Origin of the sequence: Methylotenera sp. (assembly GCF_030653755.1) — a bacterium.
Lineage (GTDB): Bacteria > Pseudomonadota > Gammaproteobacteria > Burkholderiales > Methylophilaceae > Methylotenera.
In genome coordinates this window covers 15,428-30,877 of sequence record NZ_JAURYU010000014.1, presented here as the reverse complement: position 1 = coordinate 30,877, position 15,450 = coordinate 15,428, and the positions used below count along the sequence as shown (strand labels likewise).

17 protein-coding genes are annotated in these 15,450 nt (G+C 42.2%); 2 read left to right on the top strand and 15 right to left on the bottom strand.

Going from position 1 to position 15,450, the window contains the following annotated elements:
- Positions 1–18: 18 nt before the first annotated feature.
- The 12 genes from hisG to Q7U33_RS02820 all read right to left on the bottom strand — a co-directional run bounded on the left by hisG (position 19) and on the right by Q7U33_RS02820 (position 8,585).
- Positions 19–663 (bottom strand): ATP phosphoribosyltransferase, encoded by a 645-nt coding sequence (gene hisG / locus Q7U33_RS02875; protein WP_304858085.1) that lies wholly within the window; start codon positions 661–663, stop codon positions 19–21.
- A gap of 11 nt (positions 664–674) precedes the next feature.
- On the bottom strand, positions 675–1,940 hold the full coding sequence (gene murA / locus Q7U33_RS02870; RefSeq protein ID WP_304858084.1) for a UDP-N-acetylglucosamine 1-carboxyvinyltransferase: 1,266 nt from the start codon (positions 1,938–1,940) through the stop codon (positions 675–677).
- Positions 1,941–2,252, bottom strand: coding sequence for a Grx4 family monothiol glutaredoxin (gene grxD, locus Q7U33_RS02865; protein ID WP_304858083.1), 312 nt, complete (start codon positions 2,250–2,252; stop codon positions 1,941–1,943). It abuts the gene before it with no gap.
- Between the two features lie 76 nt (positions 2,253–2,328).
- Positions 2,329–2,580 (bottom strand): BolA family protein, encoded by a 252-nt coding sequence (locus Q7U33_RS02860; RefSeq protein WP_304858082.1) that lies wholly within the window; start codon positions 2,578–2,580, stop codon positions 2,329–2,331.
- Positions 2,581–2,613: 33 nt separating this feature from the next.
- On the bottom strand, positions 2,614–3,414 hold the full coding sequence (locus Q7U33_RS02855; RefSeq protein ID WP_304858081.1) for an ABC transporter permease: 801 nt from the start codon (positions 3,412–3,414) through the stop codon (positions 2,614–2,616).
- The gene (locus tag Q7U33_RS02850) at positions 3,411–4,349 is read right to left on the bottom strand and encodes an ABC transporter ATP-binding protein (protein WP_304858080.1); all 939 of its coding nucleotides are present in this window, start codon (positions 4,347–4,349) and stop codon (positions 3,411–3,413) included. Before Q7U33_RS02850 ends, Q7U33_RS02855 begins: the two co-directional genes overlap by 4 nt.
- A 238-nt stretch (positions 4,350–4,587) precedes the next feature.
- Positions 4,588–4,878, bottom strand: coding sequence for a lipid asymmetry maintenance protein MlaB (locus Q7U33_RS02845; protein WP_304858079.1), 291 nt, complete (start codon positions 4,876–4,878; stop codon positions 4,588–4,590).
- Positions 4,875–5,447 (bottom strand): phospholipid-binding protein MlaC, encoded by a 573-nt coding sequence (locus Q7U33_RS02840; protein WP_370651975.1) that lies wholly within the window; start codon positions 5,445–5,447, stop codon positions 4,875–4,877. The genes Q7U33_RS02845 and Q7U33_RS02840 overlap by 4 nt, the downstream gene beginning before the upstream one ends.
- 118 nt (positions 5,448–5,565) lie before the next feature.
- A complete protein-coding gene (mlaD, locus tag Q7U33_RS02835) occupies positions 5,566–6,096 on the bottom strand; it encodes an outer membrane lipid asymmetry maintenance protein MlaD (protein WP_304858077.1) in 531 nt (176 codons plus the stop codon).
- A 31-nt stretch (positions 6,097–6,127) separates the two neighbouring features.
- Positions 6,128–6,931 (bottom strand): lipid asymmetry maintenance ABC transporter permease subunit MlaE, encoded by an 804-nt coding sequence (gene mlaE / locus Q7U33_RS02830; RefSeq protein WP_304858076.1) that lies wholly within the window; start codon positions 6,929–6,931, stop codon positions 6,128–6,130.
- Between the two features lie 39 nt (positions 6,932–6,970).
- Positions 6,971–7,765 carry an ABC transporter ATP-binding protein gene (locus tag Q7U33_RS02825; RefSeq protein WP_304858075.1) on the bottom strand — a complete coding sequence of 265 codons (795 nt, stop codon included), beginning with the start codon at positions 7,763–7,765 and terminating at the stop codon, positions 6,971–6,973.
- A gap of 172 nt (positions 7,766–7,937) precedes the next feature.
- The gene (locus Q7U33_RS02820) at positions 7,938–8,585 is read right to left on the bottom strand and encodes a prepilin-type N-terminal cleavage/methylation domain-containing protein (protein WP_304858074.1); all 648 of its coding nucleotides are present in this window, start codon (positions 8,583–8,585) and stop codon (positions 7,938–7,940) included.
- A 242-nt stretch (positions 8,586–8,827) separates the two neighbouring features.
- On the opposite strand from Q7U33_RS02820, the gene Q7U33_RS02815 reads away from it, so the two are divergent.
- Complete coding sequence (locus tag Q7U33_RS02815; RefSeq protein ID WP_304858073.1) at positions 8,828–10,528, top strand: ATP-binding protein; 1,701 nt, start codon at positions 8,828–8,830, stop codon at positions 10,526–10,528.
- A 140-nt stretch (positions 10,529–10,668) separates the two neighbouring features.
- Here the strand turns inward: Q7U33_RS02815 and ccsB are convergent, their stop codons facing one another.
- The 3 genes from ccsB to Q7U33_RS02800 form a co-directional block, all read right to left on the bottom strand.
- Positions 10,669–11,811: a c-type cytochrome biogenesis protein CcsB gene (gene ccsB / locus Q7U33_RS02810; protein WP_304858072.1), complete on the bottom strand. Its 1,143-nt coding sequence runs from the start codon at positions 11,809–11,811 to the stop codon at positions 10,669–10,671.
- A gap of 9 nt (positions 11,812–11,820) precedes the next feature.
- On the bottom strand, positions 11,821–13,734 hold the full coding sequence (locus Q7U33_RS02805) for a cytochrome c biogenesis protein ResB (protein WP_304858103.1): 1,914 nt from the start codon (positions 13,732–13,734) through the stop codon (positions 11,821–11,823).
- 219 nt (positions 13,735–13,953) lie between these two features.
- The gene (locus tag Q7U33_RS02800) at positions 13,954–14,565 is read right to left on the bottom strand and encodes a cytochrome c (protein WP_304858071.1); all 612 of its coding nucleotides are present in this window, start codon (positions 14,563–14,565) and stop codon (positions 13,954–13,956) included.
- 205 nt (positions 14,566–14,770) lie between these two features.
- Here Q7U33_RS02800 and yihA point away from each other — a divergent pair, with 205 nt between their 5' ends.
- On the top strand, positions 14,771–15,415 hold the full coding sequence (gene yihA, locus Q7U33_RS02795; RefSeq protein ID WP_304858070.1) for a ribosome biogenesis GTP-binding protein YihA/YsxC: 645 nt from the start codon (positions 14,771–14,773) through the stop codon (positions 15,413–15,415).
- The last annotated feature ends 35 nt before the right edge of the window (positions 15,416–15,450 follow it).

Here is a 15,450-nt window from a genome sequence, read left to right as displayed (position 1 = left end):
AAACCTATTTACCTAAATTTATTTATTGTTTGCAATGGCGGTTTGAAACGCATCCATGATGGGTTGTAGCTTAGCCCTATTGAGCTTAAGTGACGCCTGGTTGACAACCAGCCTTGAACTGATGTCACCAACCTCTTCTACAGCCTTAAGCTTGTTAGCGCGCAAAGTACCGCCCGTGCTCACCAAATCAACAATCACATCAGCTAATCCAACTAATGGACCAAGCTCCATGGAGCCGTACAGCTTGATTAAATCAACGTGCATGCCTTTTGCCGCAAAATGCTCACGTGCAGTTTTAACGTACTTAGTCACCACTTTAAGACGTGCACCACTTCGAATAGACCCAAAGTAATCAAAATCCTCACGCACAGCCACCATCATTTTGCATTTTGCAATTTGTAAATCTATCGGCTGATACAAACCATCACCACCATGCTCATCCAACACATCTTTACCAGCGATACCTAAGTCAGCCGCGCCATACTGCACATAGGTAGGCACATCGGTCGCCCGTACGATAATCAAACGCACATCAGGTCGGTTCGTTTCTATAATCAACTTACGCGATGATTCTGGATCTTCAGCCGCATGAATCCCTGCTGCCGCAAGCAATGGTGCGGTTTCTTCAAAGATTCTGCCTTTTGAAAGTGCTATCGTAATCATTTTTAGTTTCTCTATGCTATTCGCTTTACATTGGCGCCTAAGGCATTTAACTTAGCTTCTAAGTTTTCATAACCGCGGTCTAAATGATAGATACGCTCAATCACCGTATCTCCACGTGCTACTAATCCAGCCAACACCAAACTTGCTGAAGCGCGCAAATCAGTGGCCATCACGGTAGCACCATCTAAAAACGGTACGCCTTTGACCAACGCTGTATTGCCATCAATATCAATATCTGCGCCCAAACGCTGCATTTCCTGCACATGCATAAAGCGATTTTCGAAGATTGTTTCTGTGACTTTAGAAACGCCAGTCGCAATGGTATTAAGCGCCATAAACTGCGCCTGCATATCGGTTGGGAATGCTGGATGAGGTGCAGTACGAATATTCACCGCTTTTAATTGACCATCACTTTTAACAGTGATGCTATCAGCATCGGATGTCACTGTTGCACCAGCTTCGCGCAATTTCTCAATCACCGCATCTAGTAGATGTGTTTGCACATTCCGCAAGGTCACTTCACCGCCAGTCATGGCAACCGCAACCATATAAGTACCAGCCTCAATGCGATCGCACACGACATTATGTGTAGCACCTGTTAACCGCTCTACACCTTCAATGGTGATCACATCTGACCCTGCACCAGTGATTTTTGCACCCATTTTAATCAGGCACTCAGCCATATCAACCACTTCAGGCTCTTTTGCTGCATTTTCTAATACAGTAGTTCCGTTCGCCAATGCAGCTGCCATCATTAGATTCTCGGTACCAGTGACCGTTACTAAATCCATGTAATAACGCGCACCTTGCAAGCGCTGATTAGGCAAATGCTTAGTCGTTGCTTCAATATAGCCATGCTCAATATGAATTTCGGCACCCATTGCTTGCAAGCCTTTGATATGCAAATCTACCGGACGTGAACCAATGGCACAGCCACCAGGCAATGAAACTCGAGCATGCCCAAATCGGGCTAATAGCGGCCCCAACACCAAAATAGAAGCACGCATGGTTTTAACCATCTCATACGGCGCCTCTTTAGTGTGGATGACACTCGCATCTAAAGATACTTTATCTGCATTACGCTCAGCCTTTACACCCATTTGCTCTAAAAGCTTGATGGTCGAACCCACATCTTTTAATGCAGGGACACTCGATAGGTGCAAGGGCGTTTCAGCAAGCAATGATGCGCATAGTATCGGCAATGCCGCATTTTTAGCACCAGACACGGCCACTTCACCATGAAGGCGATTACCGCCTGTAATCAGCAGCTTGTCCAATTATTTGGTCGCATTCAATAAAGTTTGGAGCTCACCACTTTCGTACATGGCACGCATAATGTCTGAACCACCCACAAACTCACCGTTAACATATAACTGCGGAATGGTTGGCCAGTTTGCATAAGTTTTAATACCCTCGCGGATATTTTGGTCTGCTAACACATCAATAGCCACGTACTCTACGTTGCAAGCATTGAGAATTTGCGTTGCCAAATTTGAAAAACCACATTGTGGGAATTTAGGGCTACCTTTCATGTAAAGCACTACTGGGTTACCTGTTACCTGACTTTTGATTAATTCCTGCGTATCCATTATTTATCCTAATTACAAAACTTTATTACAAAATTACAAAACTTTTCACTGGTATCTATTTAGACACACTTTAAATTCAATTGTTAGCTTTTAACTTCAGCCATGCTTCTGGGGTCAGGGTTTTCATGGATAAAGCATGTATTTCAGCCTTCATCCGCTCACCTAACGCTGCATATACGAGTTGATGCTGCTTCACCATGGGCTTACCAACAAACTCTGGACTCACAATCACAGCCTCAAAATGGGTACCGTCATCACCTAAGACCTGTATATAATCACACGCCAAATTTTGTGTGATATAGGCTTCTAATTGCTGGGCACTTAACACGCGACACTCACCTTTATATTATTCAACCTAACATTATGACCTAAGTTTGTAGCCAGATTTTAACATTTTTAATGTTACCAGTGCTAACACAAGGAACGATGCTCCTACAATCAACAAACTAAGCACAGGTGATACATCCCCCTTACCAAAGAAGCCGTATCTAAACCCATCGATCATGTAGAAGAATGGGTTTAAATGAGATACTTTTTGCCAAAATGGCGGTAGTGAATGAATTGAATAAAAAACACCAGACAAAAATGACAAAGGCATAATAATAAAATTCTGAAAAGCTGCCATTTGATCAAATCGATCAGCCCATATTCCAGCAATAATGCCAAACGTTCCGAGTAAGGCACTGCCAAGCAAGCCAAACGCAATAATCATCCATGGATTTGCTACTGTTAAATCAACAAACCACATTGCCACAAGGTAGATACATAAACCCACAACCAAACCACGAATAATCGCAGCAATCAGAAATGCCATAAAAAACTGCAAATGCGTCAAGGGTGTTAATAAAACAAATACGATATTACCCATAACCTTAGATTGAATCAGGCTGGACGAACTGTTAGCAAACGCATTCTGCAACACAGACATCATAATCAAACCAGGAATTAGAAATTCAGTATAGGCAACACCGTCATAAACCTGCACGTGCTTATCTAGCACGTGAGAAAAAATCAATAAATATAGCAACGCTGTAATCACAGGAGCGGCTACCGTTTGAAAAGAGACTCGCCAGAAACGCAGCAACTCTTTTTTAAGTAAAGTCCATGGACCCACCCAACTTGACCTACTCTTCAATGGATCAATCACTTTTGAATCACTCATGATGATTGGCTCGTTAAATGTTGGTCAACAACCACATTGCCCACTAATGATAAAAAGACATCTTCCAAATCGGCCTCATTCAATTGCATATCAATCACCTTAATGCCACTAGCGCGTAACGATGTAAGCACAAACTCAATTTGTATCATATCGGTTAAAGCAAAGGTATAAATGCCATTTTCCACATGGCGCACTAAGCGCGCCACATCTTGAGGCAAACTCACGTTACCTAATGTTAGTCGCAAATGTTTACCTGAGAATTTGTTGAGCAAATTGGCTGTACTATCTAATGCGACAATTTTACCCTGCTTCATCATGCCGACACGACTACACAGCGCTTCGGCTTCTTCTAAATAATGTGTCGTTAAGATGATCGTGTGGCCATCTCGATTTAGCTTTTTGATAAACTCCCAAAGCATTTGGCGCAATTCAACATCCACACCAGCTGTTGGTTCATCCAGCACAATCACGGGCGGCTTATGAGCAAGCGCCTGTGCGATTAAAGCGCGACGCTTCATACCTCCAGATAACTTACGCATATTGGTGTGCGCTTTATCCGCCAAACCAAGCCCCTCCAACACCTCATCTACCCATGGGTCGTTTTCGCGGCCAAGGCCAAAATAGCCTGCTTGAAAACGCAACATTTCTCGGACATTGAAGAAAGGATCAAACACTAACTCCTGAGGCACCACACCCAACAACTGGCGTGCTTGTTGATATTGCTTCTGCACATCAAAACCCATCACAGAGATACTGCCAGCAGTTGGCGCAATAAGCCCTGCAAGAATATTGATTAATGTGGATTTCCCTGCACCGTTAGGTCCAAGCAGCGCAAAGAACTCACCTTGCTCAATGGTAAGGTCCACGCCATTTAAGGCATGTAGCGTACCAAAGTTTTTATGTACTCCATGGATATGAATTGCAGGATGATTCAAGAAGTGACTTTCGATTAACAATTAAAACGCATAAGTACTCAACGACAAAAGCCTTAACTTTCAAAAGCAGTGTAAATATGCAATGCTGTTTAGAATAGCTATATTTAAAATATGGGTAGTGATTTGAAAATGCAGCTTACAAAAAGCTACTACTTTTCAATCAATTAAAGCCGCACTGAACCCTGAATCCCAAAACACCGAATCCCAAAACAATCTTAAATCAAAAAATAGGCTCTCACTAGGCACTCAGAGGAATGAAATCGGCAACCCCATAAAGGATGGCCAAACTACCAAGACCTTCAGGTAAGCTTTTAAATGTAATTTTATGATTAGAAGCAGCCGCTCTACGCTGCCACTCCATCATCAAACTAATGGCAGCCGTATCTGTATTAGTCACAGCCGAAAAATCAATCTGAAGCGCGTCATTCATTGGCAATGCAACGCTCTCGACGAGCACTGCATTTGCGTTGTCCACTAATATCTCACCAGTGACTAACCATTTATTTTCTTGTGAATCGAAACTAATCATACGCCAGATGCTTTGTTCTTATCCGCAAGTTTTTTATTTAAGCTATCAATACCATTCTGACGAATTTCGCTACTAAACTGGCTACGATAATTAGTCACCAAGCTCACGCTTTCAATCACAATATCATATACTTTCCAACCATTTTCAGCTTTCACTAAGCTGTAATCAACAGTTATCGGTTGGCCACCAGATTGTAAAATCTGGGTTTTAACACTCACGTTTTTCGCACCAGCCTCTGCACGCATAGGCTTATATTCAATCACTTGATCTTTATATTTACCAAGTGCAGTAGCATACGTGCGCAACAACAAAGTACGGAACTCTTTTTGGAAAGCTGCTTGCTGTTCTGGCGTAGCTGATCTCCAGTTTTTACCAAGCACCATGCGACAAACACGGTCAAAATCGAAGTTTGGCAAAATCTTCTCTTCGGCCAGCGCGAAAATCTTTTTTTGGTCGCCAGCTTGAATGTCTTTGTCGCTCTTGATTGCACTAAGCACTTCATCAGCAGTACGTTTCACCAACTCATCAGCAGAAAGCTCTGCTTGTGCCAAGCTAACATTCACAAACATCGCGGTAATGAAAGCAGTGTTCATTAATAATTTCAAAAACATTTTCATTGGAACCCTTTATATTTTCGTCAAAATGACCAAATAGTTAATTCAACATCAGTACTGTGGCTAACCCAGATTAAAACGGTGCATCACCCAATTCCGTTGACTTGTCTTTTGTAGACTCAGCACTTGGTGCGCTTTTATCAGCTTCGGCCTCAGAAGCTTTACTATACAAAAATTGACTAATCATTTTTTCTAATACAATAGCGTCTTGCGTCTGTGTGATTTTATCACCACTTTTTAGCACATCCTCGTCGCCGCCAGCCTCTAAACCAACATACTGCTCACCCAACAAACCTGCTGTATAAATATTGGCAAACGTATCTTTAGGAAACTCATAACGCTTATCAATTTTAATCGTTACAATTGCCTCATAAGTTTTAGCATCAAAACCAATCTCAGCTACGCGACCTACGACTACGCCAGCACTCTTTACTGGTGCATTTGGTTTCAGGCCGCCGATGTTTTCAAAGGCAGCACTCACATGGTAAGTATCTCCAATTTTATTGGATGTTAAATTACCCACTTTCATGGCAAGACCAAGCAAAGCCGCTGCGCCTAAAGCCACAAAGATGCCTACCCATAAATCTATTTTTGTTCTTTCCACTTCACTACCCTCTCAACTATGCTTTTATGGCCTAAACAACCAACATAAAAGACGTTAATACAAAATCTAATCCCAACACCGTCAGTGACGAAATCACTACGGTTCTAGTGGTAGCATGGCTAACACCCTCTGCAGTAGGCGGGGCATCAAAGCCTTCAAATAAAGCAATCATCGTACACGCGACACCGAACACGACACTTTTAATCACGCCATTAATAATATCTGCACGAACGTCTACATTAGCCTGCATCTGCGACCAGAACGCACCTTCATCCACACCAATCAAAGGCACAGCAACTAAATACCCACCCAGCACACCCACCATTGAAAACAGTGCAGCAAGGATAGGCATAGAAATCACGCCAGCCCAAAATCTTGGTGCTACTACGCGCGCAATTGGATTAACTGCCATCATTTCCATTGCAGATAACTGCTCAGTCGTTTTCATCAGGCCAATTTCAGCGGTAATTGCAGTGCCCGCACGGCCAGCGAATAGCAAGGCGGTAACGACTGGTCCCAACTCCCGCACTAAAGCTAGCGCGACCAACACACCTATCGCTTCAGATGAGCCATATTTCTGTAACGTGTTATAGCCTTGCAATGCTAACACCATACCCACAAAGAACGCCGACACTATAATAATTAACAACGACATCACGCCAGTAAAGTAAATTTCACGCAAGGTGAGGTGAAACCGCTTAAAACTTTCACCCGAATAAATAATGGCCAATATAAACAGCCGCGCACCCGCACCCAGACGCCAGATGCGTGCAATCATACGATGACCGATACCACTTAGAAGCCGAGAAATTTTATTAATTATTATATTAATCATTAAACTAAATCCATTGAACTGCCATTGTGAGCAGAATGCTCAACCCAACAACTGAGCGCGATAATCAGGCGCTGCATAATGGAAAGGCACTGGACCATCTTTTTCACCATGAACAAACTGGTGAACAAATGGAAGGGTAGACTGCATTAAATCTTCAGGAGTGCCCTCTGCCGTCACTTCACCATTTGCAACAAAGTACACGTAATCAGCAATTAAGAAAGTCTCTTTTACATCGTGCGAAACAATAATAGAAGTGGCACCAAGCGCATCATTCAAGCTACGAATCAACCCGCATATCACCCCCATAGAGATAGGGTCTAAACCTGCAAATGGCTCGTCATACATAATAATATTTGGATCTAATGCAACAGCTCTTGCCAACGCTACTCGTCGCGCCATACCGCCAGACAACTCGGTTGGCATAAACTTATGCGCACCGCGCAAACCTACCGCATTGAGCTTAAGCAACACTAAGTCTCTAATCATAGACTCTGGTAAGTCTGTTAGTTCACGCATTGGAAAGGCAACGTTATCAAACACGCTTAGATCGGTAAATAATGCGCCGTGCTGAAACAGCATCCCCATCGTACGGCGCAGTTGATAGATACCATCACGCGTTTGCTCGTGCACCACATGCCCATCTACCCGCACCTCACCTTTAGTCGGCTTAATTTGCCCACCAATCAAGCGCAACAATGTGGTCTTGCCGCTACCGCTACCCCCCATAATGGCCACGACCTTTCCTTTTGGAAAAACCATATTAATGCCTTTATGCAATAAGCGACCGTTGTACCCAAAGGAAAGATTATCGATTTCTACAATATTTGATGTCATTTAAAGCACAATTTTTCAGTTAGTTTTCTTGCTTTTACTCAAGTTGTCATTTTAGAACAATTAGGATTCTGCGCAAGCTTAAATGTCACATAAGTAGCAGAGTCAATGCAAAAGCATGAACCAGCCCTAACAAAAAAGCCCGCCATAAGCGGGCTTTTAAAACCAACATAACTTAGAAGGTCATACAAACAGTATATGGCGATCCATCATCTATTGTTGCTGTAGTAATAGCATTTGTGTTTGCACCAGCGGTGCCAGTGCCTAGCGCCCTTAATGAGCCAGTTGCAGTATTACCATCGTCCATATTAATATCTATCTGTTTAACCAAGCGACCTGCAATATTGTCCGAACACACTACATACAACCCTGTCATGCCTGTAATTGTATTGAAGCCAGTAACACTTTGCACACCAATACGCCCATTATCAGCGTTTCTTGGATAGTAGTTTGGATCATTTACCAACGTAGGTCCTGTAGAAAACCCCGCCAAACGCACATGCTGCCAAAATAACGCTGACTCAGAGGTACCATCTTCCAAATTCCATGCACCCTCAATACGTGCATTACCCACTGTGCCGCCTGTTGCCAAAGTGCCAGCGACATGAGCCACTACTCCCGCATCATCGCCTGGCAACGCTTTAAATTTATCTTGATAGCCATAAATAAAAATCTGCGCGTTTTTAAAATCACTCGCAATACTTTTCGCTTTAGCGCTATTAATCAGCTCCTGCCCTTTAAGTACGCCTCCAAGCAATAAGCCAATAATTACCAGCACAATTGCCAACTCAATGAGCGTAAAGCCTGCTTGTGTTCTTTTCATTTAGTTCCCCGAACTGTGCGCAATTTAATTACGCTATTTTAAACATGTAAATTAAAACACTCAAAGTGTTAATTTTAAATAGCAAAAAACATACCACATATGCTTGATTACACTCACGACCAATTTGCTTGTATTCTACAAGATGCAACATCAAATATGCAGGAATTATTGTCAAAGATTGGACACTTATGTTCAAATCCTAACAGCAGGTTAATTTAACCAATTTGTGAACCATCCAAACTATGCGAACACTTCATCAGTTTTATCAGCTAGCACTCAATAATCATGACCGCCTAATGGCACTCATGATGCTGTCTTTGCACGGCCTTTTAATCTGGGGCGCCAATGGTCACTTGCAAACAGCATTGCTACTTTGCCATTACGGCTTCTTCTTGTTATGGCAGCCAGTCATGCGCCAAAGCGACAAGCTATCATGGAAAATGATGGGGATAGTTCTCGCTGGCGCGTATCTCACTACGTTCCTCACTAACTGGTGGGTCACGGCATTTTGGATTGCAGGATTATTTTCTCTGATAGGCGGACGAGTACTATCTAGTGATGCTTCACATTCAAAAATCCCGAATATTCTGGCTGCTTCGTATCTGCTTGCCATATTATTGCTTTGGGTTGTACCCAAAATTCTTGACGCAAACAACGACTTACTCGCTGCTGAATTAATCCTTATTTATGTATTACCAGTACTTCCACTCGCTATTTTATTTTTATCCGCAAAAAAGAAAAGCTCCGCTTATACGCCCAATATTGACTTTTTTTACACCTTATTAATCTTTTTACTGACAATAATTGTCATATTAAGTAGCTTTGCGATTGGCATTATCTGGCAAATCCATTATGTAAAACTGTTGGCTTTTACCGTTTTTGGCTTAGCAACCACTTTAGTTGCTATCAGTTGGCTATGGAATCCTAGCGCAACTTTTTCGGGCTTAGAGCTGCTAATGTCACGCTACCTCTTAAGCATAGGATTGCCATTTGAACAGTGGATTAGAAAAATTGCAGCATTTGCTGAAAATGAAACTTCTGCAGAGGGTTTTTTACAAGCATCAATGCATGAGTTAGCAGCATTAAACTGGGTTAGCGGCGTGTCGTGGCAGTCTAACAACACTCACCAAGAGATTGGCGAAACCACACGCTTCATTTCTACGTTTAGCTTTCAACAACTTCATTTAACGCTGTATTCACGCTGGCAATTTACACCTGCTATGTACCTGCACGTACAACTACTCACTCAAATTTTAGGCGAGTTTTACGAGGCAAAACGTCGCGAGGAGACGATCAGCCAAAATGCCTACATGCAAAGCTTATATGAAACAGGCTCTAGATTAACGCATGATATTAAAAACATTTTACAGTCGTTAGGCACGCTTTCTGCCGCCGCAGAGCAGAGCAATCACGCAGAAGATGACGCTAGGCTAGTTAATCTAATAAAAAAACAACTGCCAAAATTAAGTCAGCGCCTTTCAAGCACACTCAACAAACTTGAAGAACCTAGTATAGAGAAAAATAACCAAGCTAAAATTAGCCACTGGTGGAAGAACTTTAAACAACTTAACGCACACTACCAAGTGCAATTTGAGGCGCCTACTCATTTACCGAAGACCGACATCGACCCTGATGTACTGGATAGTGTAGTAGACAACTTAATACAAAATGCACTAGAGAAAGCTAGGCTTGAAGCTGGTATTAGCATCAACGTCTCATTAATGCCATCTAATCACTTTTGTATAGAGGTCACCGACACAGGATCAGCTTTAGCTAATGAAGTTGTAGAAAAGTTATTTAAATCACATATCAGCTCAAAAAGCGGCTTAGGTGTTGGTTTGTTTCATGCTGCTCAGCAAGCTAAAAATGCAGGCTATTTATTGAGCCTGACAGACAATACTGATGGCGAGGTTAGGTTTAGACTTGAAAAAATAAGTGAATAACCCATCTGCTTTACTTACTACACTTAACTTAATTTACGATTTACGCATGTCTGAGTTAAAAAATAAGGCATTGTGATTAATCACAATGCCTTACAGGAATTAACCAGCAACTATGTCTTAAATCAACATAAGAATCTTGGCTATAACGTGCCGTATGAATGTAAACCGCTCAAGAACATATTCACGCCCAAGAATGCAAAGGTGGTAATAATCAAACCAATCAATGACCACCAAGCTAGCAATGGCCCACGCAAGCCTTTAACCATACGTAAATGTAGCCATGCTGCATAATTTAGCCAAACAATCAACGCCCAAGTCTCTTTAGGGTCCCAGCTCCAATAGCCACCCCATGCCTCAGCTGCCCACATTGCGCCTAAAATTGTTGCAATGGTGAAAAATGCAAATCCGACTGCAATTGATTTGTACATTAAATCATCTAACACTTCTAAACTAGGCAAACGTGAAGTAAGTACGCCCTTACTAGAAAGCAAATACGCCAACGCTACCATTGCCGCGAGAGAAAACGCACCATAGCCGACGAAGTTAGCTGGAACATGAATCTTCATCCAGTAGCTTTGTAACGCAGGGACCAGTGGCTGAATACTGTGCGCCTCACGATCAAAGGTATACCATAAAATGAAACCAACCGCGGCATTGATGACCAGCAACACAAAACCACCCAACTGCTTGGTGTTTAACTTTTGCTCATAGTGTAAATATAACAAAGCGGTAATGAGGCAAAACAACACAAAAACTTCATACAAATTACTGACTGGAATATGGCCAACATCTACGCCAATAAGATAAGACTCATACCAGCGCACCATCAAACCAACAAAGCCAAATAGCACTGCCACCCATGTTAATGCGGAAGCTACGTTAGCTGTAAAAGCACTACGCCTATATAACGCAAACCAATACGTTACCATCGCAAGCACAAATAAAACATTCATCCACATGATTGCAGACTGACTTGAAATTAAAAACTTAAGAAAAAACACTTCCGTTGCACGCGTTTGATCACCCTGATACAAAGCGATAGAGGCAATACTGAGCACACCAACAATTATCACCAACTTACCCAGCGACTTCCACTGCCAGCCTAAATAGCTAAATAGTGCTGCCGCCCCAAATAAGAAAGCAACTTCGTATGCATCCATATAATGCGCATACTTAACAAAAGCAAATATTGAACCCGCAACGACAACAAAGGCATAAAGCCAATCTTGCCAATTCAACCGTTGTAACAATGTCTTTTGTTGATAATCCAATGTATTGCTCATCTTTACTCCTTAACTAACAATGCCAGCAAGTTGTTCGCGGTACAAACTAAACTCTTTTTCAAAATCCAAATTCTTACGATTTGAAGCCATTGCAAAATGCACCTCATTCGCGCTTGGTTTCAAATACAACCAAATTCTTCTTTCGCGGATATACATCATAGAGAAAATACCCAGCACCAAGATGACAGAGCCCAAATACACCCATTTCTGACCAGGCGATTTTGTCAATTGCAGTCCGCTAGCTTCTTTATGCTCAAACTGATTTAGCTGTAGATAATAAGGCGCCCCATAAAAGAACATATCACTGAAAGCATTTAGACTATCACGCATTAGCGCCTCGGTTTCAGACGTATTTTTAAGCAAAGGCTTTTTGTTCAGCTCAAGCCCCATGTTATACGCTTCATAAGCTGCGATATTAACCATTTTAATATAAGTAGTCGCTGAAGCTTCACGTTCTGCTTCAGGCACACTTTGCTCAATAACTTTAGCAACCTCACTATAACCGCCCTGTGCAAAGATAGTCAGCAATCGCACTAAGCTTAGTTCAAACTGCTTTTTGATTTCTGAATTACCACTGCCCTCTAAAGATTTTTTAGCAATTCGCTTCGCTATTTCCTGATATTTAGACGCATCTAACATCACGGCCCTGAAGCCCATAAAACCATCGATACTGAGATCGTCATCAGCAGGGATGCGCAAATAGCGGAAATCTTCTTGCACTGTTTCACGCATACCAGACAAGAAATAAAATTTGCCGTCAATTTGCATAGGCTGCATATAGGTCACGTACTCAATCGCCTGACCACGATTATCACGTAGTTTATAAGTAACATTAGGCCCTACATTGTGTGGCTTACCTTTGCCATCTGGCGACATATTAATAATATTAAATTTACGAAAGTCGTTATATTCAACACGTAGAAGGTCATCCCCCTCACCTAACGCACCCTCATCAAATATTGCGCCAGATAATACGCGAGGCTTATCGCCTGGTGAAAACAGATTCCACACATTAAATTTAAGGCCTGTTCCGCCATCTTGGAAGTCTGACTGATAAATCGCGATACCTTTATAGGTCAAAGGATGATTAACGCTAATTGTTTTTGTAATTGGTTCTTTTAACTCTGGATCAAAAATCACCAAATCACTCTCAAACGATTTAGGCTGTCCTGTTGCGTAGTGCTCTATGCGGAAGTCTTTTAACCCGATAGCAAATGGAAGCTCCTGTACCAAGTAGCCATCACGTACCCGCAAAAAAGCCACATTATGTGTCGCACCCTCTGACAAAGTCATATTGCCGCGAAACGAAGGATTGCTCACAGACATTCGACTTTCAGCAGGTACTTTTGAGACAGGCAAGTCTAAAGTTTCGATTCGTTTGTGACCCAACATCTCTTGCACTTTAAAAGGCAGGTTACCATCTAACAAACCACCGAATAGAATCACCACCATTGCCACATGCGTAAAAATGTAACCCCAGCGTTGATGAGTGCCAGCTTTAGCAGCAATCAGCTCACTGCCACCTTCTTGTGCTTTGATTTTATATTTAAAACCTTTTGCATTTAAAAATTGCAACAGGTTTTGCTTAGTACCTGCATAATCACCTGATAGATTGAAGGTAGCTTGGTGGCTAAACGCGCGCAGTGATTTTTCAGTAGCATGGTCTTTAAACGTGCGCCATTCTTTAAGCATAGCAGGCGTGTTTCGATAAATACACAAGCTGGTAGATACCACCAGAAACAATAAAATCACTAAAAACCAAACGCTATGATAAACATCATATAAGCCAAGATATTCAAACAAAGCAAACCAAAACTGCCCAAACTTTACGATGTAGTTCTCATATGGCTCATTTTGCTTAAGCACAGTACCAATAACAGAAGCAACACCCAACACACTCAGCAAGCTCACGGCAAAACGCATAGAACTGAGTAAATCTAGGAAGTTTTTAGTCAATGATAATTTAGGATTAAAAATACGGCACTCTGAGGGTGAAATTAGGTTAATGCTCGTGGTTGCTGCTGTTACTTATGACGCTAACTGAGCAATGATAGTTGCTAACCCTAACAAATAAAGGAGTTTTCCTAGATGTTTTAGCGTTAAAAAAGGGTAGCATTGCCACCCTTTTTCATCATCTCTAATCTAGCGTAAACCTTGAATATAATCTGCTACAGCTGCCATTTCCGCATCGGACATCTTAGCTGCAATCGTCATCATCATAGGCGCATTTGCACGCTCACCTGAACGGAACGCTTTTAATTGTGCAATTGTGTAATCAGTATGCTGACCACTTAAACGTGGGAACTGTTTTGGCAAACCTGCACCGTTGGGGCTATGACAAGCCGCACAAGCTGGAACACCAGTCGCTGCATTACCTGCGCGGTAGATTTTTTCGCCCACTGAACCAACACCATTTGATTTTGCTTGAGCCAAGGCAGTAGGCTTAGCTGAAAAGTAAGCAGCTAGTTCTTTCATTTCAGCATCAGACAATCCAGCAGCCATGCCCGACATTACCGCATTTGCACGCTTGCCTGACTTAAACTCCATTAATTGTTTTTCTAGATACTCTGGATGTTGCCCTGCTAATTTAGGATTAAGGCTAATCGCACTGTTGCCATCTGCTGCATGGCATGCAGCGCAGACGTTATTTACTGTTTGCTGTGCGGCCTTTTTAACAGAATCGTCCGCTTGTGCATGAATAGAAATCCCCAACATTAAACCAGATATTAACCAAGCTAGATGACGAAATTGCATTACCGCTCCTAAATCTAAATTATTCAACCAATTAACGCGCTATTTTAGCGAAAAACAACTATTCGTGATAGCATTTTTCACTATTACATCAATTCCTTTAATAATTCAAAAAAACTGCAACAGCCTGTCATGCCAAATTCATGACATTGACTTGAAAATAGATTGAATTACACAAGGAATTTGCTTTACCAAAATCAGGATCAATATGCCTTTATTTCAAAACGCTGCTTTCTTTATATCTGCTCACCATCTGCGCGACTTGCCTCCAGCGAGCGGCATTGAAGTGGCCTTTGCTGGTCGCTCCAATGCAGGAAAATCTAGCGCGCTCAACACTTTAGCCAACCATAACCGTTTAGCATTTGTGAGTAAACAGCCTGGGCGCACTCAGCTTATTAACTTCTTCACACTAGGTAACGATAGACACCTAGTGGACTTACCTGGCTATGGCTACGCGAAAGTACCAGAAGCAATGCGCGCGCACTGGCAAAACGTGCTGGCGCGTTACCTAGGTGAGCGTACTAGCTTAGGGGGCTTAGTGCTAGTGATGGATAGCCGTCACCCGCTCACACCACTAGACCGCCAAATGTTGGATTGGTTTTGCCCCAGTGGCAAACCTGTGCACGTTTTACTGACAAAATCAGATAAGCTATCGCGCGGTGAAGCCTCTTTAACACTAAACAGGGTTCGTAAAGAATTGATAGAAACATGGGGCAACCACTACCATAGTGAATGCACTATTCAACTATTTTCAAGCCTCAAGAAACAAGGCGTAGAAGAGGCAGAAAAAGTGATTGGGAAATGGTTATTTGCTGAGGAAGCGTCACCTACTGAAAGCAACGAACAACTTTAAACTTACTTGAAAATAAATTGGTACCGAAGACAACC